Below are 22612 nucleotides of genomic sequence, written 5' to 3'. Positions count from 1 at the left end.
TCGGTAATCAGGGCTCCTGATCACCCTGCCCCAGTGCCGCGACACTGTTGAGCAGAATGCGAACCAGCTCGGTCTGCCGGCGGACGCCGGTTTTGGAGAAGATTGCCCGCAGATGGGCACGGGCAGTGTTTCTGCGAATATCCAGCGCCTCAGCTGCCTCTTCCAGCGACAGGCCGTTGACCAGTTGCATCGACAGGGCGGTTTCAGCTGGCGTCAGGCCAAACAGCTTCTTGGCCACCTCATGACTGGCGTGCGACTTGCCAACCGAGTCGCGAATATACACCACTGCGGCGGGCTGACCCTTGCCCTCCGCCCAGGTATTGGTCGGAATGGATTCGATAATCACGCCTAGGCTGACTTCGCCGGAGGGCCGCGTCACTGACATGGCCTCCGGCAGCTGCGGCTTGCCGTCCTGCTGGTGCTGCTCGAACGCCGCCTTGATGAGGCGTCGCAGTTCGCGGTTGTCACTAGGGTAGCTGGCCTCGAGACGCCCGCCCACGACCTTGAGGCCGTCATTGGACTCCAGAATCTCCCGGGCAAAGACGTTCTGCTCCAGCACCTGTCCGGCTTCATCGATCAGCATGGTGGCAATAGACAGCCGACTGATCGCCTTGGAATAGAGCGAGCCCAGGGTTTCACTGCGATCCAGCAGGTTGCGGATATTCAGTGCACGCCGCAGATGCGGTAGCAGAAAACGGCACAGCGCCCGGTCATCCTCACTGAAGGCAGACGCCGCTTCTGGGCGGGTAACGCGAAAACGCAAGGTGCCGGAATCCGGGGTGGCGATGTCCACCGCCATCACGTGATAAACATCGTTGCTGGCACACCAGTGGATTCGATACGGGCTTTGACGCCACTCATCTTCATCCATCAGGTCTTCCACCGTGAACACCTTGTTCGGTGGCTGATTCACAAAGGGCGTCAGGTTGTGATGATACGGGAAGTACAGGACCTTGCCGGAGTCCTTCATGTCACCCACCGAGACCATCAGCCCCAGATCCTCCTCATCCTGCACATTGGGCATCTTCAGGATCAGTGTGACATAGTTGGCATCGAAGAGCTGCCGCAACTGCTGCAGCGCATCGGCCCAGTAATCGTTATCCAGTGAAGCCTCGTACAGGGCGGAAAGCAGTGTATCCAGCTGATCCAGTTCCAATCGAGTCATAGCTTGCCCCTGTTATTGTTGTCTCAGGGTGTGAATTCACCCGCCACCGGGTAGAACTGCACGAATGCGGCGGCGGGCTCAACCAGCATAAACCTAACTCAGTTCGCGGGTAAGCTCCGGCACCAGTTCAAACAGATCCCCCTCCAGACCATAGTCCGCCACCTCAAAGATCGGTGCGTCCGGGTCCTTGTTGATCGCCACGATCACCTTGGAATCGCTCATGCCCGCCAGATGCTGAATCGCACCGGAGATACCCACGGCAATATAGAGTTCCGGTGCCACGATCTTGCCGGTCTGGCCGACCTGGAAGTCATTGGGCACGAAACCCGCATCGACTGCGGCACGAGACGCGCCCAGGGCCGCACTCAGTGTATCCGCCAGCGGATCCAGCATCTGATGATAGTTGTCACCACTGCCCAGACCCCGTCCGCCCGACACCACGATGGGTGCAGAACCGAGTACCGGCCGGTCAGACTTGCTGAGCTCACGCCCGACAACCGAGGACAGCCCCAGCGCTGCTACAGCAGACGCCTCCACGATGGCTGCGCTACCTTCCTGCGCCGCCGCATCAAAGGCGGTGGGGCGAATCGTCAACACCTGCACAGGCTCACCGGACTCGATACTCAGCATGACGTTGCCAGCATATATGGGCCGAACATAGCTGCCAACCCCTTTTATTTCAATAACATCAGACACTTGCGCCACATCCAGCAGCGCCGCGACACGCGGGCTGAGGTTTTTGCCAAAGCTGGAGCTGGGCGCCACTACCGCCTGATAGCCTCGCTCCCGCACAAGGGTTTCCACCAGCAGCGCGAGTTCCTCCGCCAGCTGACTTGCATAGTGCCCGGCTTGCACAACGACCACTTCGTGTACGCCGCTGATTTGCGCCGCCTGTTCGACCACCGCCTGGCACGCATCGCCCGCCACCAGGATATCGATGTCCCCGCCCAACCGGGATGCTGCCTGCACCAGATTCAGCGTCACCGCCGCCATCTGCTGATTATCATGTTCTGCTATTACGAGTGTTTTCATCATGTTCACCTTTAGATCACGCGGGCTTCGTGGCGCAGCTTTGCAACCAGCTCAGCGACAGTTCCCACCTTGATACCGCCTTTGCGCGCAGCGGGCGCGGCGTAGTTCGTGGCATTGAGTCGCGGCCGGACATCGACTTCAAGCTCGGTAACCGGCCGGGACTCCAGTGGTTTCTTTTTTGCTTTCATGATGTTGGGCAGCGAGGCATAGCGCGGCTCGTTCAGGCGCAGGTCACTGGTCACCACGGCCGGCAGCGTGAGCTCCAGAGTCTCCAGGCCACCGTCAATTTCCCGTGTTACACGTACCAGGTCAGCCTGGGGGGCGATTTCGGACGCAAAGGTACCCTGGGGCCAGCCGAGCAACGCCGCCAGCATCTGGCCGGTCTGGTTCGAATCGTCATCAATGGCCTGCTTGCCACAGATCACCAGCGTCGGCTTTTCTTCTTCCACAATCCGTTTCAGGCACTTGGCGACCGCCAGCGGCTCCAGGTTTTCGTCGCTGTGCAGATGGATGGCACGATCAGCCCCCATCGCCAGTGCCGCGCGCAGCACTTCCTGGCTCGCCTTGGGGCCACAGCTCACCACCACGACCTCGGTGGCGACACCCGCTTCTTTCAGGCGCACAGCTTCTTCCACCGAAATTTCGTCGAAGGGGTTGATCGACATCTTGACGTTGTTCAGATCCACGTCCGATCCGTCGGATTTCACGCGCACCTTGACGTTGTAATCAATCACGCGTTTGACAGGTACCAGTACTTTCATAGTGTTGTCCTCGATTCATTCTGCCGACGGCGGGTAATCGGTATAGCCTTTTGGCCCGGGCGTATAAATGGTTTTGCGGTCAAGCCGGGCCAGCGCCAGCCCCTTGCGGATGCGGCTGACCAGATCGGGGTTGGCAATAAAATGGCGTGCAAAGGACACCGCATCCCCCTGGCCATCACGGATGGCACTGGCCGCACTGGCGGCATCAAAGCTGTCGTTCAGGATCAGCCGGCCACTGAAGTGCTCGCGGGCCAGCGCGAAGGCGTCAACCGCCTCCAGCGGGGAGCGCATGATGTGAACAAACGCCACACCGATCTGCGCGCCCGCGCGTAACAGCGCCGCATGGCTGGCAACGCTGTCCGCATCGCTGGTGTCATTGAAGGTATTGCCCGGGTTGATGCGAAAACCAACACGGCCCGCACCTATGGCATCGGACATGACCTGCAGGCACTCGGCGACAAAGCGCACCCGGTTTTCGAGACTGCCACCGTAGCGGTCATCCCGCTGGTTGGTGCCCGAACAGAGAAACTGCATTGGCAGATAGCCACTGGTGCAGTGCAGCTCGACACCGTCAAAGCCCGCATTACGCGCATTGAGGGCAGCCTGACGGTGCTCCTCGACCACCGCTTCCACCTCCGCGGTCGTCAGCGCCCGCGGCAGATCGAAGGGCTGCATGCCAGCCGCATCGGTAAAGACTTCGCCACGGGCCTGGATTGCTGAAGGCGCAACCGTTTCGACACCCGCAGGTTTGATACTGTCGCTGCCAATACGCCCGGCGTGCATGATTTGAAGAATGATCTTGCCACCCTTTGCATGCACGGCATCGGTGACTCGGCGCCAGGCCGCAACCTGGGCCGGCGTTTCGATACCAGGTTGCCGACAGTAGGCCTGACCGGTCACGCTGGGCCAGGTACCTTCGGCAACGATCAGTCCGGCTCCGGCGCGCGCCGCGTAGTGCTCAACCATCAAGTCGTTGGGCACACCGTCGGCATCGGCACGGTTGCGCGTCATCGGCGCCATCACGATGCGGTTGGCCAGATCAATCGCCCCCAGACTGAGCGGCTGAAACAGCGCATCGACGTCCGCTGCATGTTCAATATTGGCTGCTTGCATAAACAACTCCTCAGTCCATTGCGGTAACAAGTACCGCCGAACGCCCGCCATCGACGGGCAAGGCCGCACCGGTTATATAGGACGCCTGATCGCTGGCCAAAAAGAGAATGGCATTGGCCAGCTCCTGCGGCTGACCGACGCGACCCATCGGAATAAGCTTTTCAGTACTGCTGCGCGCACTGTCGTCGGACAGCATGTCGGCAGTGGCCGGCGTTTCCACCACTGCCGGAATCACCACATTGACGCGCACACCACTGGCCGCGCCTTCGGCCGCCGCAGCACGGGAAAAGTTGATCACCGCAGCCTTTGAAGCCGAATAGCCGGACATCCAGGGTGTGCCCAGCACACCGCAGATGGACGCCAGATTGACGATAGCGCCGCCATGGGCCTTCATCAGCCCCATGGCGGTGCGGGTTCCCCAGAAGGTACCGTCGACAGAGGTGGCAAAGTTTGCATGCCACTGTTCGGTGGTTGTTTCTTCGATGCAGCCCCAGGTAAACGCCATGGCATTGTTGACCAGAATATCGAAGCGACCGTGACGCTGCGCCGCGCCCTCGAGCGCTGCAACAAAAGCCTGTTCATCGCTGACATCGGCCACCACCGCCTCGGCTTCGCCTCCGACGGCACGAATACGGCTGACGACGTCGTCTAGCGGCGCCTGGCGACGCCCGCAGATCACCACTTTGGCGCCTTCCTGTGCGAAGCGTTCTGCCGTGGCGGCACCGATACCACTACCGCCGCCGGTAATAAATGCGACCTTGTCCTGTAGACAGCCTTGCATAATGCTTCTCCCGTCTTCGTTGTTATGGCGGGCACGATCTCCCACAGCCGAGTCGGCATACCCGACCGGTCAGCGCCCTGCGCGAATAGTCCCCTCAGGTTAAAAGGCTCACCGGCCGCTGCCATCGTCCAATAAGACTAAGAAAAAAAGACCGGCATAAGCCGGCCTCAAAGGCGGAACCGTGAAACTCGATAAAACTCAGGTGTACTTCAGCCGCAGATGGGCAGATTGCGGTACGGCCTGGCAGGTCAGCGTCATGCCCCTGGACAGATCGCGCTCGTCGAGCACATCGTTATGCAGCAGCTTGACCTCCCCCTCCAGCACCTCGCACATGCAGGACGCACACATGCCGGCCTGACAGGAATAGGGCAGCTCCAGCCCGACCCGTTCGGCCGCCTCGAGGATGGTCTCCCCTCCCCTGCACTCCAGCTCATGGGTCTGGCCATCCAGATCAATAACGACCTGGGCCTGCTCGATATCGGTGGATTCGCTGAGCGCCTGACGCAACTCCTGATCCCGAGCTTCTTCCGAGGGCAAGGACACAAAACGCTCGACATGAATCCGCTCGGCCGGGAGTTTCAACTCCTGCAACGCCGCCTCGGCGGCATTCATGAAGGGCCCGGGACCGCAGACAAACGCCTGGGCATCCGGCATCCCGGCGGCCAGACGGCGCAGCAGGCTGACACTGGGCACCCCCTGCACCGAATCCAGCAGGTGGATTGCATCAAAGCGGTCGGCATACTGTGCGCCCAGTTCTTTAAGCGCTTCTCGAAAGATGATCGACTGCTCATCACGGTTGGCGTAGATCAGGCGGACCTGACCGCGCCCGCGCAGCAGCACGGCCCTGAGGATGGAGAATACCGGCGTGATACCGCTCCCGCCTGCGAACAGCAGAAAATCGCCATCAAGTGAACGCGGTACAAAGACACCGGCCGGTGTCATCACCTCGATCTCATCCCCGGCGCCGACTTGGTCACAGACCCAGTTGGAACCACGCCCCTCCACCACCCGCTTGATGGTCACGCGCAGACTGGCGTCCACTGTCGGTGCACTGGACATCGAATAGCAGCGCAACAGGTGCTCGCCCTGCCAGGGCAGGCGCAGCGTCAGGAACTGGCCAGGCCGGTAGTGAAATAGCGCCTTCTGCTCGTCGCTGAGTTCAAACTGCAGCGAAACGGCATCGGCGGTTTCCTGAACCACCCGGGCCACGCGCAGGCGGTGGTAACGGGACGTACTCATAGCCGGTACTCCTGTTAGATATAGGGATCCATGTTGGGCATACCCAGCATCACAGCGCCATGTGCGCGCGCGTAAGCATCCGCATTGTTGGCAATATGGCCACGGGACTGGCGAATATCGCGCGACGTGCGCTCGATCGGGTTGGAGCGGTACAGACCGGAGGCTGCGCTGGCGCGCAACAGGTCGTCAACTCGCTCGGCGCAGACCTTGGGCACCAGGGAGGACTGGGCGCGCTGCAGCAGACGCTCCTCGACCGGCATTTCTGCGCCCGTCTTGGCACATTCAACGATGCGCGCAAAATTGCGAAACAGCACCAGACGCTGCTGATCAACCGCGACCAGGGCTTCGGCCACCGCCATCTGGGCATTAGGGTCTTCCGCGGTTTTCGAACCATGCTTGCCCACATGGGCACTCGCGTGATCGCAGAACACATTGATCGCGCCTTCCAGCGCCCCCAGACAGGCCGACGATACCGCGCGCTGAAACACCTGGGTAAACGGTATTCTGTAAACCCAGCCAGTATTCAGTTCACGCCCAGGGCAGCCGGCATCGGAGTGATTGTTGGTGCGCTGGGTACGATGTTCGGGAACGAAGACATCCTCAACCACAATGTCGTGGCTACCCGTTGCCCGCAAACCGTGTACATCCCAGTTTTTCTCGATGCGGAAGTCACTGCGCGGCAGCAGGAAGGTGGTGTGCTCAAGCTGCTCCGGGTTGTCCCGCTTGGGCAACAGACCGCCCAGGAAGATCCATTCGCAATGATCACTGCCACTTGAGAAGCCCCAGCGGCCCGAGAAGCGGTAGCCACTCTCGACCTTTTCGGCCTTGCCCACCGGCATATAGGTCGATGCGATCAGCGTGCCACCCTTGCCATCGGCCCAGACATCCTGCTGCGCCTGTTCGGGGAACAGTGGCAGCTGCCAGTTGTGCACCCCGATCACGCCATAGATCCAGGCGGTGGACATGCAACCCTTGGCCAGCGTCATCTGCACCCGGTAGAAGACGCGCGGATCCAGCTCGAAGCCACCCCAGCGCTTGGGCTGCAGCACCCTGAACAGACCCGCTTCGCCTATTTCCCGCACGGTCTCGGGAGACACCATGCCGGCTTCCTCGGCCGCCCGGGCCCGTTCTGCCAGTATTGGCACCAGGGCTTCGGCAGCCTCAATCAACTGCACTGCCTCGGGCGTCATATAGTCTTCGCCACCGGCCCCTGTCACAAAGTTCTCTGTAAACACGCCCATCGTACGAGTCTCCTCGACTGTTTTTAGATTTATGGGGCATGACCGACTGACCCGGCCATCTCCAACTGCAGCCAGATTTACACGCAGGCCAGGGCTTCTCATCGTCAATTCGGACTAACGCCCGGCACTCCGACCCATTCCACGGCCTCTAGCTCATTTGGACGATGCCGCTGCCACGGCACTGAGAATAATGGGACAGGTACCCTTCGAGCTTCGGGCCTCTCGTTTAATAACAATCACAACCCTGATGGCCTCAACACCAAGGAGATTTACCATGCGTACGCCCGTCGGAATTGCTGTTTCGCTGCTCGTGGCTCTGGCCGGTATCTTTGCGTTCTCGCACCGGGATACACCTTCCCTGGGGGCGCACCGGATTCCCATTGCCGACATGAACCTGACCCACATCACCCAGACTGACGCCGGACTCGTGGCCGCCGGAGAGCTTGGGCACATCCTGATTTCCATGGATCAGGGAGCAAGCTGGGGCCAGGCAGAGCTGTCTCACCAGCGTTACGCACTGATTACAGGCCTGCACTTCAAGGACGGGTTGACGGGTATCGCGATCGGTCATGAAGGCTGGATTCTGCGTACCACAGACGGGGGCAAAAGCTGGCAGGAAGCCGCCTTCAACCCCGAAAGCGAGCCTCTGCTGAGCGTCAATCAGCTGCCTTCAGGCATCTGGATGGCCGTCGGTGCCTTCGCCCTGACACTGATTTCCGATGATGATGGCAAGAGCTGGTCGACACTGCCGCCGCCCAATGGCACCGACTGGCACCTGAACTCCCTGCTGCCCTCGCAGGACCTCAGCACCTGGATGATTCTCGGCGAAGCCGGCACCCTGCTGCGCTCGACCGACGGCGGAGAAAGCTGGGAGACCGTTCCCGAATTTTATAACGGCTCTTTCTATGGCGGCCTTAACCTCGATCAGGACACCTGGATCATTTATGGCATGCGCGGCAATATCTTTCGCAGTGAAGATAACGGCACCAGCTGGACATCCATCGGCGGCGAGTTGCCGGCATCGATGTTCACCCACGCTGAGCTGCCCAATGGCGATATCCTGCTGGCCGGCCAGGGCGGCATCCTGCTCAGGAGTGAAGACCGTGGCCGTTCGTTTCGCTTTTCCAGCAAGTCCGGGCGCATGTCCATTACCGATATCCTGCATCTGAGCACAGGCGAGCTGCTAATGAGCAGTGACAGCGGCCTGATGCCGAAGGTCAGCACCGTACAACTTGAACAACGCGCAGGAGCCTGATGATGAAGACCCCTTCCACCGGCACGCAGAACCTGGTTGATGGCATCGCCCGAGTGCTTATCATCGGCAGAAAGCCCCTCGGTTTGCTGTTTCTGTTCATCACCATCCTGCTGGGCTTCTCGGCACTGCAGACCCGGTTCGATACCGGTTTCAACAAGCTGATTCCGCTCAAGCATGACTACATGCAAGCCTTTATCGATCATTCCGCCGAATTTACCGGTACCAATCGCGTAATGGTCAGCCTGGAATGGACCGGTGACGGTGACATCTACAACGCCGAATTCTTGGACAAGCTACGGGCTGCCACGGATGCGGTGTTTTTCACACCGGGGATCAATCGCACCAGCGTGCGCTCACTGTTTACCCCCGAAGTGCGCTACATCGAAGTAACGGAATACGGCTTTACTGGTGGCGTCGTGATCCCGTCGCGCTTTACCGCAGACGCCGAAGGTCTGGCCCAGGTACGATCAAACGTGCATAAATCCGGACAGGTCGGCAACCTGGTCTCCAACGACCTGAGATCGGCCATGGTGCAGGCCGAACTGCTGGAACTGGACCCCGAAACCGGCGCGAAAACCGATTACGCTGCCGTGGCGCGTCATCTGGAAAAGATCCGCGCGGACCTGAGCGGCGATAACCTGAACGTGCAGATCATCGGTTTCTCCAAGGTCATGGGGGATGTCATGGATGGTCTGGTCACCGTGATCATCTTCTTCGCCGTGGCCTTCGCCATTACCCTGGCACTGCTGTGGATCTACTCGCGCTCGCTCAAACTGACACTGCTGGCGATCACGGTAGCCATGCTGCCGGTCGTCTGGCTGCTCGGCATCCTGCCGCTGATTGGCTATGGCATTGATCCCATGTCTGTGCTGGTCCCCTTTTTGATCTTCTCCATCGGCGTATCCCATGCGGTGCAGATGACCAATGCCTGGAAACTGGAAGTCCTGGCGGGCCAGAGTGCCGTCGAGGCCGCCGAACGTGCCTTCTGCAAGCTGGCCATTCCCGGCACGGTGGCGTTGCTGGCCAATGCCCTGGGCTTTATGGTCATCATGGTCATCGATATCCCGATCGTGCATGAGCTGGGCGTCACCGCCTGTCTGGGCGTCGCGCTGATGATCCTGACCAACAAGGTGTTTATGCCGATTGTCCTGTCTCACCTGAAGCTGGAAAAAATCGCCCTCCACGCCCCCGATGTCAGCACCGGCAAGCACCGCCTGTGGTGGCGCATTTCTGCGCTGTCACAACCCAGACCTGCGCTTTTCAGCCTTGGCATCATGCTGCTGTTACTGGTAGCAGGCACCTGGCAGTCACGCGCCCTGTTGACCGGTGATGTTGGCGCCGGCGTACCCGAGCTGCGTGAGGACTCCCGCTACAACCGGGACAACGCCAAGATTATTAACGACTACTCCATCGGCATGGATGTGCTGTCGGTCTATGTTGAAACCCATCGCGAGTCAGAGGCCTGTCTCGACTGGCAGGTGATGAATGCCGTCGATCGCTTTGACTTCCATATGCGCGGCGTACCGGGCGTGCAGTCGGTGAGCACCGTTGCCGGCATGGCCAAGCTCTATGTCTCCGGCAACAATGAGGGCAATCCGCTGTGGCGTACGCTGCAACGCTCGGAAGTGGCCCTGCGCTCGGGTAGCCGTGCCGCCAACCCGGAGCTCGGACTGAACAACGAACTGTGCAAGGTGATCAACTTGATGGTCTACCTGGACGACCACCAGAACGTGACACTCAAGCATGTTCTTGGCGAGGTAAAAGCCTTTATCGCAACCCAGCAAGTGGAGGGCGTGACCTTCCGCCTGGCCGGCGGTAACGCTGGCGTGGCCGCCGCCACCAACGAAGCGGTCGAGAAGGCCGAAGTACAGATGCTGGCCTCCATCTTCGGCGCCATATCGCTGCTGTGCTGGCTGACCTTCCGCTCCTGGCGTGGAGCCCTGTGTGTCATCGTCCCGCTGGTGCTGGTGACCATCCTGTGCAATGCCTTGATGGCGCTACTGGGCATCGGCCTGAAAGTCGCGACCCTGCCGGTGATCGCGCTGGGTGTGGGTGTCGGCGTCGATTACGGCATCTATATCTACGAACAGATGCAGCACTCGTTGCAGCGGGGTACGGACCTGCGCACGTCCTTCTACGAAGCGATGCGTCAACGCGGCACCGCGGCTGTGTTCACCGCCGTAACCATGACCATCGGCGTCGGCACCTGGGCGTTCTCGGCCCTCAAGTTCCAGGCTGATATGGGCATACTGCTGGCATTCATGTTCATGGTGAATGTGCTGGGCGCCATCTTCCTGCTGCCGGCGCTGGCCTGCTGGCTCAATGTGCAACCGAGTAAAGTAGGCGAAGAACGCACTGATAGCGATGCCGAGCCGGCTCCGACATCAGTCAAGTCCACCAAAGCAACCGCCGCTGTGCAGCAACGCCGCCAGGTAATCGCCACCAGTGACAGCTGATCCACCCGATGGCGGAGGCTCCTCCGCCATCGTTTCCCTTCAGGCCGCCCGATAGCAAGCCCCATGACCTTGCCCCTCTTGAATGCCCCTACTGTATTGCCAGGGCAATATCACGCGCCGGCGGGCTGAATGTCCTCTTGTCAGATGACTCGTGCCGGATGCAGTGAGTGTGGCGCGCCCAGCATCTGTCGGTAACTCGGCGGCTGTCGGCCATTGCGCTCAGTAATACCGTAGTTCCGTGCCAGTTCCGCGCTGATCAATGTCTGTCCGGAGCGCTCGGCGAGTTGCGGGTCATCCAGCAGCGCCAGGATCACACAACCGTTGAACTCCGGCGTTTCCGCCGATTCCATGACCTTAGCGTAGGTATCGGGGCGCGCCACAGCGGCAATGGCCGAGCGCTCGGTACACTGCGGCCCAAGCCAGAGCGAAACAGTCGCAACCCCTGTGTTCTCGAAGTCCACCGCCATGTCCGCTGCCATCTTGTCTGCACCGGCCTTCTGCGCGCCATACGCCGGGCCGTGCATGTAGCAGCCTCCCCCGTATGAAGAGGTGAAGGCAATCAGCCCCCGCCCGGTACGCAGCAGCAGAGGCGCCGCGTAATAACTGGCAATGTATGACGAGCGCAGGCCGACATCCAGAAGATCGACCAGTTCCACCGGCTTGTTCCAGAATGGACCGGGATCAATCAAATTTTCGTGCAACTGGATTGCATTGTTAACCAGCAGGTCGAGACGGCCCTGTTCGCGTTCTACCCGGGCGAACAGCTCACGCACCTGAACATCGTCCCGATGGTCGCACGGCACGGCGATGCCTTTGCCGCCGGCGCGGGTGACCGCGTCGGCGGTTTCGGCCAGGGTACCGGGCAACCGCTGACCGCGCAGGCACACCAGGCTTTCAGTGTCGGAACGGCCGGTGACATACACCGTCATCCCCGCCCCGCCGAGGGCGATGGCAATCCCTTTACCGACGCCTCGACTGGCGCCGGTGACGACCGCTATTCTGCAATTCTGATGACTCATCTGTACTTCCTTACTTTTTGGTCTCACGCAAAAAGGGCCGGTGACTTCAGTCACCGACCCTTTCCTGTTTACGACAGCACCGCCCGCATTCAGGCGCCGGCGAAGTCCCGCTTGAGCGCCAGTTTGTCGACCTTGTTGGACGCATTGACCGGCAAGGATTCAACGAAACGCACCAGCCTGGGCACCTTGTAATTGGCCATATGCTCACGGGACCACTGAATCAGCGCCTTTTCCGCCAGCTCACTGCCCTGGCGCCGGACAATATAGGCACAGCCCACTTCGCCCATGCGTTCATCCGGAACACCAATCACGGCGGTCTGGGCAATGTCCGGATGCTCCAGCAGCGCCGCTTCGATTTCGGCCGGGTAGCAGTTGAAACCGCCAACGATGAACATGTCCTTCAGGCGACCGGTAATACGCAGGTAACCCTTGGCATCCAGAGCACCGATATCGCCGGTATGCAGCCAGCCATCGCTATCAATGGCCTCAACCGTGGCAGCTTCGTTCTGAAAATAGCCCTGCATCACATGAAAGCCGCGAATACAGATCTCGCCGTTTTCCCCCGCGGCCAGCCGCTGGCCGCCGCTATCCAGAATGGCGACTTCGGTCCCCGGGATTGCCCGGCCGCTAGTGCCAGCGATGGTCGTTACCGGATCTGCAGGATCACAGATCGTCGCCAGGCCACCACACTCCGTCAGGCCATAGGCGGTAGTCACCACCTTGAAGCCAAGTTCGCGTTGCATCCGCTCGATCAGAATCGGCGGTATGGTAGAGGCACCGGTGGACGCGACCCGCAACGAACTCAGGTCCTTCTGCGACAGCTTCGGATGCGCCAGCAATGATAGATAAAGCGTGGGAGGCCCCGGCAGTACGCTGACCCTGTCGCGCTCGATCCGCTCCAGTACCTCGTCGGCATCGAAGACCGGATGCGGCAAGATAGTGGCACCGCACAACAGACAGCTGAGCCAGCCTGCCTTGTAGCCAAAAGCATGGAAGAAAGGATTCACCACCAAAAAGCGGTCTCCCGGCACCAGCCCCAGAATACGCACGAACTCGGAAAAGGAGCGTATCGCCGCACCATGAGCTCCCATAACGCCTTTGGGCTTGCCCGTCGTCCCGGAGGTGAACATCAGATCCGACAGGCTGTCGGCATTCACCGCACCTGCACGCGCCCAGGCCGCTGACGCGCAGACGGCACCACCTCGCTCAAGAAAGGCGTCCCAGTCAAGGCAGTTAACCAGCGGTGCTCCGGCCCGTGGGCTCATAACGATAGTCATGTCCAGCAACGCGGTGCAATCCTCGGCCAGCATCGCCGGATAATCGGTATCGAGAAAATCCCCCACCGAAAACAGCACCCGGGTACCGCTGCGCTCGATAATGTCGCGCGCTTCGGCCGCCTTCATGCGGGTATTGATCGGTACCAGTACGGCACCTGCCATCTGCAACCCCAGGGTGGCCAGAATCCAGCGCGCGCTGTTGGGCGCCCAGACCGCGACGCGATCCCCCGACTGCACTCCAAGCTGCATCAGGCTGCGAGCAACCTGCAATGCACGGTCGGCAAGGTCGCCGTAGTCTATGCATCCGTCCTGGTCTTCGATGGCCGGGCGACCGGCAAACTGGCGCGAGGCATGAAACACCAGCTCCGGAATCGTATTTGCCTGCAGCGGAACCTGTACTTGTGCTTGCATTGTGTTCATTTCAGATACTCATAATAAACTGGCCGCTGTCGACTCGCAGCTCGATACCATTGATTGCACGCGCCTCATCCGACGCCAGGAAAGCGACCGCCGCAGCGACATCCTCCGGCAGACACATGCGGTTCATGGGGTCCTTGTCGATGGTGAACTGGGCAGGGTCGGCGCCCTCGGGATAGGCGGCGGTACTCATGGGGGTAAGTACGCCATCGGGGTGCACGGAGTTGCAACGCACCCGGTATTTCTGCTGTCGGCAATGTGCTGCCACCGAGCGGGTCAGTGCGGCGACCGAACCCTTGGAGGCGCTGTAGGCCAGGTAGTCGTGCCGCCCGGCCAGTGCCGCGATGGAGGAAACATTGATAATCGCACCGCCCTGCTGCTTCAACAGCCCGAGCCCCTTCTGGCAGCCCAGAAACACGCTGTCGGCATTGATGCGGTGCAGCTGCTGCCAGTCCGCGTAGGCGGTGCTTTCGATAGAGCCGGGTTTCAGGATGGCGGCATTGTTGACCAGAATATCCAGCCTCCCCTCCTGCGCTTCGATGCTCGTCATGACTCGGTCCCAGTCACTCTCAGCCGCCACGTCCATGGTCATGAAGCGAGCTCGGGCACCCAACTCAGCCACGGCGGCCTGGCCGCGAAGTGTCTGCAAATCGGTCAGGATGACACGGGCACCCGCAGCGACCAGCACGCGCGCCACGGCCAGCCCCACGCCGCCGGCAGCGCCGGTGACCAGAGCAACCTTGTTATCCATTGAATACGTCATTTTCAGCTCCCTGTGCGGTGGTCAGCGGTTGGGGCGTGACAGCCCTCTCGTCAGTAGCAATGGCTTCGCTGCAGGCCGCCGCTACACCGGCCCTGCGCCCTGAAAAGACACAGTCCGCCAGAGACAGCCCGCTGACATAAAGATTGGACGGAATACCGACCGCCGCGCGACCCGCGGCAAAGAGCCCCGGAATGGGCTGGCCGTCGCCGGCCAGTACCTGTCCGCTCTCCTCCCGTACCTTGAGGCCTCCCAGGGTCAGCGCACCCAGAGGTAGTACCGGACTGCCGACCGAGATATCCAGCGCATAAAAAGGCCCCTGGCGCAGCGGCTGACAGGATTCGGCGGATTTTCCCTGGGGATCTGGCTGGCCGCTGCTGATCGCCTGGTTATAGGCGGCGATGGAGGCCTCCAGTGCGGCCGGCTCCATGCCCATACGCTGGGCAAGCTCTGCCGGCGTTTTGCCCTTTTTGCTTCCCAGCAGCATCAGCACCAGTGCCGGTAGCGACTGAAACCACCAGTAACCACCCAAGAGCGCCTGGCGAATCGACTGCCGGTGCAAGGCTTTGTCCAGAATCAGCCAGGCAGCACCGTCCTGGTCCTCGCAGATGGCGTGACCGAGGGTGGCGCCATACACCTCTTCATTGCAGAAACGCTGACCGCGACGGTTGACCGCAATCCCCTTGGGCCATTTCTGCGGCGGATTGATGAAACGCCAGGCAGATACGTTACCCAGATGATCGGCTGCCGCCCCAACTGACAGCCCCAGGCGCAGCCCGCTGCCATCGCAGCCGGTCGCACCGATCTTGAAGTTGCGGCGATAACGCGGTGCATGTTCACGCATCAGGTCGCGATTGAAAATAAAACCGCCGGTGCTGAGGATGACCCCCTGATGCGCCCGCACCAGCACCGGTTTGGCATATTGTTTTTCCAGCGCCGACAGCTTCAGGCGCAGGCGGTTGCAATAGGCGGGGGCCAGGTTCTGCAGTTTCTCAGCCCGCTGCGCCCACTTGGCATGCAGCCGGGCTTCCTTGCTGCCAGCAGGCAACGACCAGATTTCGGCACCGATCACGCGACCACCCTCGCCATCGACCACCAGCCGTCGTACCGCTGACTGAGCCAGGCTCGATATACCCCGGGCGCGGCAGGCCTCCTGCAGGTGGGAATAGAGCACAACACCTCCATGCCCCTTGCCCACCGTGCGGTGCCCACGGGGTGCCGGCGCTGCATCGCCGCGGTAGGCGGGGACCAGTTCATTGCCGGAGTAGTAGAGGTAGTAGCCATCCTGGGGGTACGATGTTTTCCCGCCTGGCGGCATTTCATGGTTGTAAGGGGTGCCCATGGACTCCAGCCAGTGCAGGTTGCCAACACTGTCGCGACAGAAGCGCTCAAGCGTGCTGTCCTGCACCACGCCGCGGGTCTCATGTTTGAGATAGTCGAGCATCGCAGCGGGACTATCCTGGTAACCGGCGCGCTGCTGGTGCTCGGTGCCGCCACCGGCGTAAACCACCCCGCCGCTCTTGGCACTGGCACCACCGCCCCGAAAACGGTCCACCACGATGACGCTTGCACCGCCATCATGTGCTTCGATCGCCGCACTGGCGCCGGCCGCTCCCCAGCCCACCACCAGCACATCACACTCATGATCCCAATGCTGCGCAACCAGATCCTGCAGGACGAGCGGCGGGCTAATCTCGGTTACGAAGCTGTGGCTCATGCCTTCACCTTCTGCTGATCCCGTTGACGCACCAGGTCGTTGACGGCGATATAGCCAAAGGTCATGGCCGGGCCCAGGGTAGATCCAGCACCGGGGTAGCTGGTACCCATCACCGAGGCCGAGCAGTTGCCGATGGCGTAGAGACCCTCGATTTCCGAGCCGTCTTCACGCACGACACAGCCGCGCTCGTTGGTCAGCAAGCCGCCCTTGGTGCCGATATCCCCGGCATTCAGACGCATCGCATAGAAAGGCCCTTTCTTGATCGGCGCCAGACAAGGGTTGGGCTTGACGTTGCTGTCGCCGTAGTAGCGATCGAATACATTGCCGCCGCGCTGGAAATCCTCATCCTTGCCGCTGGCCGCAAAGCCGTTGATGCGCCCCACGGTATCCTGGAGCCCGGCTGCATCCACATCGATCTGCCCGGCAAGCGCTTCGAGCGAATCCGCCTTCCAGTACACCGTCTGGTGCCAGGCTTTGGGCAGCCGGCTATCGGGCATGATCTGGGATGGCATCAGGGGGCCCATGGCATAGTTAAAGCGGAAGTGGCCATCGAATATGACCCAGGCCGGGATGGACTTGCCGCCGGAACGCTCATTGTCCTTGTACATGGCATCGACAAACTCCAGGTAGGGTGCGGCTTCATTGACGAAGCGCTTGCCCTGCCCGTTTACGACTATGGCGCCGGGGAAAGCGCGCTCGGCAAAGACACCGCGGGCCTTGTCCTCCCGGGGTACGTTGATGGTCGGCGCCCACCAGGCCCAGTCCAACAGGTCGGTGGCGGCACCCAGCGCCTGCCCGGCCTCCAGTGCAGCACCGGTGTTGTTACCCGGCGGGGTCGCACTCCAGCTCACCTGCGTGGGCTGGGGTAGGTACTTGTCGCGCAGCGTCTGACTCTGCTCAAAGCCTCCGGAGCCCAGGATCACGCCGTGGCGTACGTTAATGATCTGGTGCGAGCCATTGCGCTCGACCACAAGTCCGCTGATACGGCCATCGGTTTCGATCAGCTGCTTGAAATCGGTGTTGAGCCAGAGCGGGACCTTACGGTCCAGCAGCGAACAGCGCAGTGAGGCCACCAGGGCGTTACCCAGGGCTGAGCGACGGTCGCGGCGGGATTTGCGGCGCCAGCTGAAATCAAGTTTGTAGCGCAGCATCAGCCAGAGGATCATCAACCGCCAGCCACGCTCCTTTGCCATGGCCTTGTGGGCATGGCGGGCGGTCCAGGCGATCTTGCCCATCAGCAGGGTTGTCGGCGAAGCCGGGCGCAGGTTCTCTACCTCGTCGCCCAGCTCGGCGGTATCAAACAGCTCCGGGTCCAGGGTGCGGCCCCCGGACATAGCGCCGGGCAGCTGGGGATAGTAATCGGGATACTTTTCAGCGACGGTGTAATGCAGACGGGTATTGTCTTCCAGGTACTGCATCATCTTGGGCGCGTTGTCGAGATAGGCATGCAGGCGCTTTTCGTCAACGCCACCCCCGGTCGATGCCTTTAGATAGGTCAGCGCCTTATCGTAACTGTCGTCGCCGCCCATGGCCTTGAAGTAATGGTTATTGGGGATCCAGATGCCGCCACCGGACAGCGCCGAGGTGCCGCCATACTTGTCACTCTTTTCAACAATAAGAACCTTCATCTCCTGATCTGCGGCGAAAATCGCGGCAGACATGGCCCCCGCACCGGACCCGACCACTACGACGTCATAACTGTCGGCTACTGTTACCTGTGATGTCATCTGCTCACTCCCCCTTGTTATTCTTGCTCCGCGCACGGCCGGCAAGGCCGCTTCAGCGACGCCAAACCCAATGGCATTCAGGTGACATAATGAGAGAGGAGAACAACCGCAGGCATCGTCAAACCGGACTACTCACCCGGCGGGTCGATACAAAAAGCAGGCAGAGGGTTTATTGTTCGAGCAGGCTGACAAGTGCAACAGCCAATAGGGAAACCACGGTGCCGGGCGGCACCGCAGTGAGTTAACGCGGATTCAGAAGCCTATTAGCTGCTTGATCTGCGCCTTGAGCAACTTGCCGGCGGGGTTACGGGCCAGCTTTTCCTGCTGCACCGAGATGACCGAGGGGACCTTGTAGGAGGCAAGGATGCCGCCGACGAAGGCCTGCAGGTCAGACTCAGACAGCTCCTCACCCGGCTCGATGGCCACCGCCGCGACCACGGCCTCGCCCGTCATATCATCCGGCACCCCGAAGACTGCCGCCTCGCGCACCAGCGGGTGGCGCAGCAGACAGGATTCAACCTCCGCTGCGGCGATATTCTCACCGGCCCGGTTAATCACATCCTTGAGGCGGTCCACGATATAGATGCAGCCGTTGTCATCAACATGCCCAAGATCACCGGTATGCAGCCAGCCTTCGCGCAGCGCGGCGGCGGTGGCTGCCGGGTCGTTCAGGTACTCGGTCATGAGGGTCGGCGCGCGAAGGCAAATTTCGCCATTCTCTCCCGCAGGCAATGACTCACCATTGGGTGCAACGATACGCACCTGCACCAGCGGCGACACCAGCCCGGAGCTGCTCGGACGCAGACGGAACAGGTCACCCGAGATGCCGGCACCAACGCCGTTGGATTCGGTCATGCCATAGCCGATACCCACGAGCTGCTCGGGCAGTGAATTTAACACCTCATCAATCAGGCTCTGCGGCAAACCGGCACCACCGAAGCCCAGGCCAGCAAGACCGCCTTTGACCTCCACTTGATGAAAACCGGGTTCGCGCAGCAGCTGCATCACCATCGAGGGCGCGCCGTTAAATTGCGTCACCTGCTCGATGGCCATCAGCTCCACTGCCTGGACCGGGTCCCATTTATGCATGAACACCAGCCGGCGCCCGGTACGCAGTGCAGTAAGGAGCTGGGCGTGCAGACCGCTGACGTGAAACAGCGGCACCGCCGTAAGGATCACCGGCGCGCGTGCCATCTTCTGCACCCGTGCTAGCGCCTCGGGGGACGTCATGACCGACACGGCGCTGATATAGTCGATGTTGTAAAGCGCCTGGCAAACCGCACGCTGCGACGAGACCACCGCCTTGGCCTTGCTGGTGGCGCCAGAGGTAAACAGGATCAGCGCCGGATCTTCGGGTTTCAGATCAACCTGTGGCAAAACACCGGCCGGTTGCGCGACAACCTCGGCATAAGGATACAGCACCGTACCCGGATTGGCGGGGGATTCACCCACCAACAATACCCGCGTCGAGGCGCCGATGTTTTTTGCACCGATACGCTCCAGACGGTCGCTGTCACAGGCCAATATATCCGCTTGCAGATCATCCAGGGCGCTACGCAGTTCCTCGCCAAGACCGAAACTGTTCAACGGCGCCGGTACCGCGCCAAGACGCGCAGTAGCGACAAAGACCGCAACCCATTCCGGTCGGTTGCGCATCGCGATGGCAACTCGATGCCCCGGCTTTACACCCTGAGAATGCATCCAGGATGCCAGGGCATCCACCTCGGCGTAGAAGCGCTGAAAGCTCCAGCGCTCACTCTGATAAACGAGAAAACAGCCGTCGTCATCACGCCGGGACTGAGCAATCACCTCTACCAAACTCTCGGGGGCATTCCGGTAGACGGCCTGGCGCCCGTGCGGGGTACTCACTTCTGTCAGCTCGAAAGGCGCGCCCGGTGCGGTAAGTTGCCCCTGAACGTCAACTGCTTGCTCCGAAATGGCATTCATTTTGGGGTCTCCCATTCTTGTTTTACTCACAATTCAATCAGTTGGCCTGGTACCAGTCCAGCCCCTGGGCGTCGGCAACCCGACGTAACCGGCGGGCCCGACATAAATAGCTCAGATGCGCCAGCGCCTCGCCCAGACCCAGAATCAATTCAAATGATTTCAACTCGCGCCGGAACAGCCACCCCATTGCCTGATAGGCGGTAAATTTCTCGCCCTGGTCCGCACGCTCCAGCAGGGTATCAAGCTGACGCTCATGATGTGCCTCCAGTTGCTGCACCCGGGTATGCAGCCCCCGAAACACGGGGCCGTGCGCAGGCAATACCAATGTATCGGGGGATAGCTGCTGCAACCGCTGCAAGGAAGCCAGCCAGTTCTCGAGCGGATTGGCCTCAGGTTCAACATCGCTAACCAGTATATTGGAGCTGATGGTGGGCAGTACCTGGTCACCGGCCAGCAGAATCGCCTCGTCCGCAGCATAAAGACAGGCATGTTCCGGCGAGTGCCCTTCTCCAATAACGACTCGCCACTCGCGCCCGCCGATACTCAGATGGCCGCCTTCACGCAGCCGTATGAAACTGGGCGGAAAATCAGGTACGAAAGGATCTTTTCGGTGCGCCTTGAACATCTGATCGAACTGCTCTGGCTGCATGCCGGCACGAGCAAAAAATGCACGTTGCGATTCTTCCTTTACTACGGCGTTGGAGCTGGCCAGGGCACGCATGGTGAAATACTCGCCATGAGTCATATAGAGCGGCGCGTCGAACTCCCGCATCAGCCAGCTGGCAAGTCCGGCATGATCATAGTGAAAGTGAGTACAGATCACGCCCTTCAGAGGTAGCCCGGGAAACTGCTGTTCGGCCAGTTGTCGCCAGCAGGCCTTGGACGCGTCGGTATTCAAGCCGGTATCAACCAGATACCAGCCCTCGCTATCCGCCAGCAGATAAACATTGATATGATCCAGTGCCATCGGCATCGGGATCCGTGCCCAGTACACGCCGGCCGCGACTTCCGTGACCGCACCCGCACCGGACGGCACGTCGAACGGGTACTCCAGCGCATCGCGCTCGGCTGCCTTGCGCTGACTCAGCTGGGTCGCGCTTGCACATTCCGGCATGACAATCTCCTGTTATATTGACTGGGACGCAGTTCAAGGCCTCCATCTGACGTGATCTCGCGCCTGCTCACTACGTCCAAAAGGACGATGCCGCCATAACTGACTCGCGTAACTTGTGATCAACAACAATAAGCTGATTGGAGCTTTGCCATGCACCTCCCCTCTCCTCAAGTCACGCCCAGGAGTCACCTGACCCTTGCCCTGCTGGCACTGGTATATGTGTTCTCCTTTATTGATCGCAATGTGATCGCCATTGTGCTGGAGCCGATCAAGCAGGAATTTCAGGCAACAGACACCATGATGGGACTGCTGACAGGGCTGGCGTTTGCTGTGCTGTACGGCATCCTCGGCATTCCGCTGGGTCGCATGGCCGATCAGGGCACCGACAGGCGCAAGATGATCTCCATCTGCTGCGGTCTCTGGAGCCTGGCAACCATGGCCTGTGGTATGGCGACCAGTTTCTGGCAGATGCTTGCAGCCCGCATGGCGGTGGCCGTCGGTGAGGCGGGGGGCATGGCGCCTTCGGTATCACTGGTGTCGGATCTCTATCCCAAGGCGCGCCGCTCTCTGGCCATGAGCATCTTCATGCTAGGGCCACAGCTGGGTCTGCTGATCGCCATGGTCGCCGGCGGCTATATCGCCCAGAACTATGGCTGGCGCGCCACCTTCCTGTTTTTCGGCATTCCCGGGGTCCTGCTGGCCGCCACGCTTTGGATCTTTACCCGCGACCCCGGCCGTGGAATCTTCGACAGCGATGAAGAGAAGCGCCAGGCCAAGGTCGTATCCGGCCAGAAAATGGGACCGCAGATCGCCGCCATCTTCAAGGTGCGTTCCTTTGTCCTGCTCTGCTTCGCCTGCGGTCTCACCGGTGTTGTCGGCTATGGCTACGGCATCTGGGCGCCCACCTTTCTGCTGCGGACCTACGAGATGCCGCTGGCACAGGCGGGCTTTCTGTTTGGTATCGCCAGTGGCCTGTTTGCGGCCTGCGGCGCTATTTTCAGTGGCTGGTTCTGCGACAAGCTGATTGTCAAAAATACTGGCTGGCAGATTGGCCTGCCGCTGATCGGTATCCTGCTCAGCCTGCCGATGGGAATCGCGTTTTTGCTCTGGCCACAGACCTCCAGTTTCCAGCTTGGCGGCATGAGTATCCCCTACGCCATGTTGTTCGCCGCGGGATTTGCCTTCTTTAACAGCTGGTGGCCCTCCCTGACGTTCACCGCCATCAGCCATCTGCTGACCAGCTCGCAGCGCGCCATGGGCGCCGCCTTTCTGAATCTCTTCATGACCCTGCTGGGCGCGGGTTTTGGCCCTCTGCTCTCCGGCACCCTAAGTGACTATTACACCCAGAGCCTGGGTCCCGATGGCCTGCGTTATGCGCTGGTTACCGTACTGAGCCTGCTGCTCGTTGCCGCCGCGCTCTATCTCCTGGCACTGGGCCCCTACAAGCGTCGCCTGATCCATCTCGATGCAGACAAAGTCAGCAGTCCACACACCCTTTCCCAGCCGGAAAATCCGAGTAGTCCAAACAGGGTATGCCCTGAGCCGACAGCTTATTCAAAATCAAACGGGTAATAACAACAGGCTCAAGGAG

Annotated in this window: 17 protein-coding genes; 3 read left to right on the top strand and 14 right to left on the bottom strand. The window is 60.6% G+C overall.

Annotated features, from left to right (window positions below; all coding sequences use genetic code 11):
- Positions 1–7: 7 nt before the first annotated feature.
- The 7 genes from KDW95_RS00895 to KDW95_RS00865 all read right to left on the bottom strand — a co-directional run bounded on the left by KDW95_RS00895 (position 8) and on the right by KDW95_RS00865 (position 7332).
- The gene (locus KDW95_RS00895; protein ID WP_255854336.1) at positions 8–1165 is read right to left on the bottom strand and encodes a helix-turn-helix transcriptional regulator; all 1158 of its coding nucleotides are present in this window, start codon (positions 1163–1165) and stop codon (positions 8–10) included.
- Positions 1166–1258: 93 nt separating this feature from the next.
- Entirely contained in the window at positions 1259–2197 is a 939-nt protein-coding gene (locus KDW95_RS00890; protein ID WP_255854335.1) for an electron transfer flavoprotein subunit alpha/FixB family protein, read from the bottom strand.
- Between the two features lie 11 nt (positions 2198–2208).
- Positions 2209–2958 carry an electron transfer flavoprotein subunit beta/FixA family protein gene (locus KDW95_RS00885; protein ID WP_255854334.1) on the bottom strand — a complete coding sequence of 250 codons (750 nt, stop codon included), beginning with the start codon at positions 2956–2958 and terminating at the stop codon, positions 2209–2211.
- Positions 2959–2973: 15 nt separating this feature from the next.
- Positions 2974–4071 (bottom strand): alkene reductase, encoded by a 1098-nt coding sequence (locus KDW95_RS00880; RefSeq protein WP_255854333.1) that lies wholly within the window; start codon positions 4069–4071, stop codon positions 2974–2976.
- A gap of 10 nt (positions 4072–4081) precedes the next feature.
- Complete coding sequence (locus KDW95_RS00875) at positions 4082–4852, bottom strand: SDR family NAD(P)-dependent oxidoreductase (RefSeq protein ID WP_255854332.1); 771 nt, start codon at positions 4850–4852, stop codon at positions 4082–4084.
- 198 nt (positions 4853–5050) lie between these two features.
- Entirely contained in the window at positions 5051–6091 is a 1041-nt protein-coding gene (locus tag KDW95_RS00870) for a ferredoxin--NADP reductase (protein WP_255854331.1), read from the bottom strand.
- Positions 6092–6105: 14 nt separating this feature from the next.
- The gene (locus tag KDW95_RS00865; protein WP_255854330.1) at positions 6106–7332 is read right to left on the bottom strand and encodes an acyl-CoA dehydrogenase family protein; all 1227 of its coding nucleotides are present in this window, start codon (positions 7330–7332) and stop codon (positions 6106–6108) included.
- A gap of 274 nt (positions 7333–7606) precedes the next feature.
- Between KDW95_RS00865 and KDW95_RS00860 the strand changes: the two genes are divergently transcribed.
- Both KDW95_RS00860 and KDW95_RS00855 read left to right on the top strand, forming a co-directional pair.
- Entirely contained in the window at positions 7607–8587 is a 981-nt protein-coding gene (locus KDW95_RS00860; protein ID WP_255854329.1) for a WD40/YVTN/BNR-like repeat-containing protein, read from the top strand.
- Positions 8587–11043 (top strand): efflux RND transporter permease subunit, encoded by a 2457-nt coding sequence (locus tag KDW95_RS00855; protein WP_255854328.1) that lies wholly within the window; start codon positions 8587–8589, stop codon positions 11041–11043. The genes KDW95_RS00860 and KDW95_RS00855 overlap by 1 nt, the downstream gene beginning before the upstream one ends.
- 140 nt (positions 11044–11183) lie before the next feature.
- Here the strand turns inward: KDW95_RS00855 and KDW95_RS00850 are convergent, their stop codons facing one another.
- The 7 genes from KDW95_RS00850 to KDW95_RS00820 form a co-directional block, all read right to left on the bottom strand.
- The gene (locus tag KDW95_RS00850; protein ID WP_255854327.1) at positions 11184–12062 is read right to left on the bottom strand and encodes an SDR family NAD(P)-dependent oxidoreductase; all 879 of its coding nucleotides are present in this window, start codon (positions 12060–12062) and stop codon (positions 11184–11186) included.
- A gap of 89 nt (positions 12063–12151) precedes the next feature.
- Positions 12152–13759 carry a FadD3 family acyl-CoA ligase gene (locus KDW95_RS00845; protein WP_255854326.1) on the bottom strand — a complete coding sequence of 536 codons (1608 nt, stop codon included), beginning with the start codon at positions 13757–13759 and terminating at the stop codon, positions 12152–12154.
- 1 nt (position 13760) lies between these two features.
- Positions 13761–14519 carry an SDR family oxidoreductase gene (locus tag KDW95_RS00840; RefSeq protein ID WP_255854325.1) on the bottom strand — a complete coding sequence of 253 codons (759 nt, stop codon included), beginning with the start codon at positions 14517–14519 and terminating at the stop codon, positions 13761–13763.
- Positions 14500–16233 carry an FAD-binding protein gene (locus tag KDW95_RS00835; RefSeq protein ID WP_255854324.1) on the bottom strand — a complete coding sequence of 578 codons (1734 nt, stop codon included), beginning with the start codon at positions 16231–16233 and terminating at the stop codon, positions 14500–14502. Before KDW95_RS00835 ends, KDW95_RS00840 begins: the two co-directional genes overlap by 20 nt.
- Entirely contained in the window at positions 16230–17960 is a 1731-nt protein-coding gene (locus KDW95_RS00830) for an FAD-binding protein (protein WP_255854323.1), read from the bottom strand. Before KDW95_RS00830 ends, KDW95_RS00835 begins: the two co-directional genes overlap by 4 nt.
- Positions 17961–18212: 252 nt before the next feature.
- On the bottom strand, positions 18213–19907 hold the full coding sequence (locus KDW95_RS00825; RefSeq protein WP_255854322.1) for a class I adenylate-forming enzyme family protein: 1695 nt from the start codon (positions 19905–19907) through the stop codon (positions 18213–18215).
- A gap of 37 nt (positions 19908–19944) precedes the next feature.
- Complete coding sequence (locus KDW95_RS00820; RefSeq protein WP_255854321.1) at positions 19945–21021, bottom strand: MBL fold metallo-hydrolase; 1077 nt, start codon at positions 21019–21021, stop codon at positions 19945–19947.
- A gap of 150 nt (positions 21022–21171) precedes the next feature.
- Here KDW95_RS00820 and KDW95_RS00815 point away from each other — a divergent pair, with 150 nt between their 5' ends.
- Complete coding sequence (locus tag KDW95_RS00815; RefSeq protein WP_255854320.1) at positions 21172–22593, top strand: spinster family MFS transporter; 1422 nt, start codon at positions 21172–21174, stop codon at positions 22591–22593.
- Positions 22594–22612: the final 19 nt, after the last annotated feature.

Source organism: Marinobacterium rhizophilum (assembly GCF_024397915.1).
Classification (GTDB): domain Bacteria; phylum Pseudomonadota; class Gammaproteobacteria; order Pseudomonadales; family Balneatricaceae; genus Marinobacterium_A; species Marinobacterium_A rhizophilum_A.
This window is presented reverse-complemented; position numbering and strand designations above follow the sequence as displayed.

What these genes read in the sequence shown, in the direction of transcription:
- KDW95_RS00895 (WP_255854336.1), bottom strand. Translation starts at nt 1,165, where the DNA reads ATGACTCGATTGGAACTGGATCAGCTGGATACACTGCTTTCCGCCCTG.
- KDW95_RS00890 (WP_255854335.1), bottom strand. Translation starts at nt 2,197, where the DNA reads ATGAAAACACTCGTAATAGCAGAACATGATAATCAGCAGATGGCGGCG.
- KDW95_RS00885 (WP_255854334.1), bottom strand. Translation starts at nt 2,958, where the DNA reads ATGAAAGTACTGGTACCTGTCAAACGCGTGATTGATTACAACGTCAAG.
- KDW95_RS00880 (WP_255854333.1), bottom strand. Translation starts at nt 4,071, where the DNA reads ATGCAAGCAGCCAATATTGAACATGCAGCGGACGTCGATGCGCTGTTT.
- KDW95_RS00875 (WP_255854332.1), bottom strand. Translation starts at nt 4,852, where the DNA reads ATGCAAGGCTGTCTACAGGACAAGGTCGCATTTATTACCGGCGGCGGT.
- KDW95_RS00870 (WP_255854331.1), bottom strand. Translation starts at nt 6,091, where the DNA reads ATGAGTACGTCCCGTTACCACCGCCTGCGCGTGGCCCGGGTGGTTCAG.
- KDW95_RS00865 (WP_255854330.1), bottom strand. Translation starts at nt 7,332, where the DNA reads ATGGGCGTGTTTACAGAGAACTTTGTGACAGGGGCCGGTGGCGAAGAC.
- KDW95_RS00860 (WP_255854329.1), top strand. Translation starts at nt 7,607, where the DNA reads ATGCGTACGCCCGTCGGAATTGCTGTTTCGCTGCTCGTGGCTCTGGCC.
- KDW95_RS00855 (WP_255854328.1), top strand. Translation starts at nt 8,587, where the DNA reads ATGATGAAGACCCCTTCCACCGGCACGCAGAACCTGGTTGATGGCATC.
- KDW95_RS00850 (WP_255854327.1), bottom strand. Translation starts at nt 12,062, where the DNA reads ATGAGTCATCAGAATTGCAGAATAGCGGTCGTCACCGGCGCCAGTCGA.
- KDW95_RS00845 (WP_255854326.1), bottom strand. Translation starts at nt 13,759, where the DNA reads ATGAACACAATGCAAGCACAAGTACAGGTTCCGCTGCAGGCAAATACG.
- KDW95_RS00840 (WP_255854325.1), bottom strand. Translation starts at nt 14,519, where the DNA reads ATGACGTATTCAATGGATAACAAGGTTGCTCTGGTCACCGGCGCTGCC.
- KDW95_RS00835 (WP_255854324.1), bottom strand. Translation starts at nt 16,233, where the DNA reads ATGAGCCACAGCTTCGTAACCGAGATTAGCCCGCCGCTCGTCCTGCAG.
- KDW95_RS00830 (WP_255854323.1), bottom strand. Translation starts at nt 17,960, where the DNA reads ATGACATCACAGGTAACAGTAGCCGACAGTTATGACGTCGTAGTGGTC.
- KDW95_RS00825 (WP_255854322.1), bottom strand. Translation starts at nt 19,907, where the DNA reads ATGAATGCCATTTCGGAGCAAGCAGTTGACGTTCAGGGGCAACTTACC.
- KDW95_RS00820 (WP_255854321.1), bottom strand. Translation starts at nt 21,021, where the DNA reads ATGCCGGAATGTGCAAGCGCGACCCAGCTGAGTCAGCGCAAGGCAGCC.
- KDW95_RS00815 (WP_255854320.1), top strand. Translation starts at nt 21,172, where the DNA reads ATGCACCTCCCCTCTCCTCAAGTCACGCCCAGGAGTCACCTGACCCTT.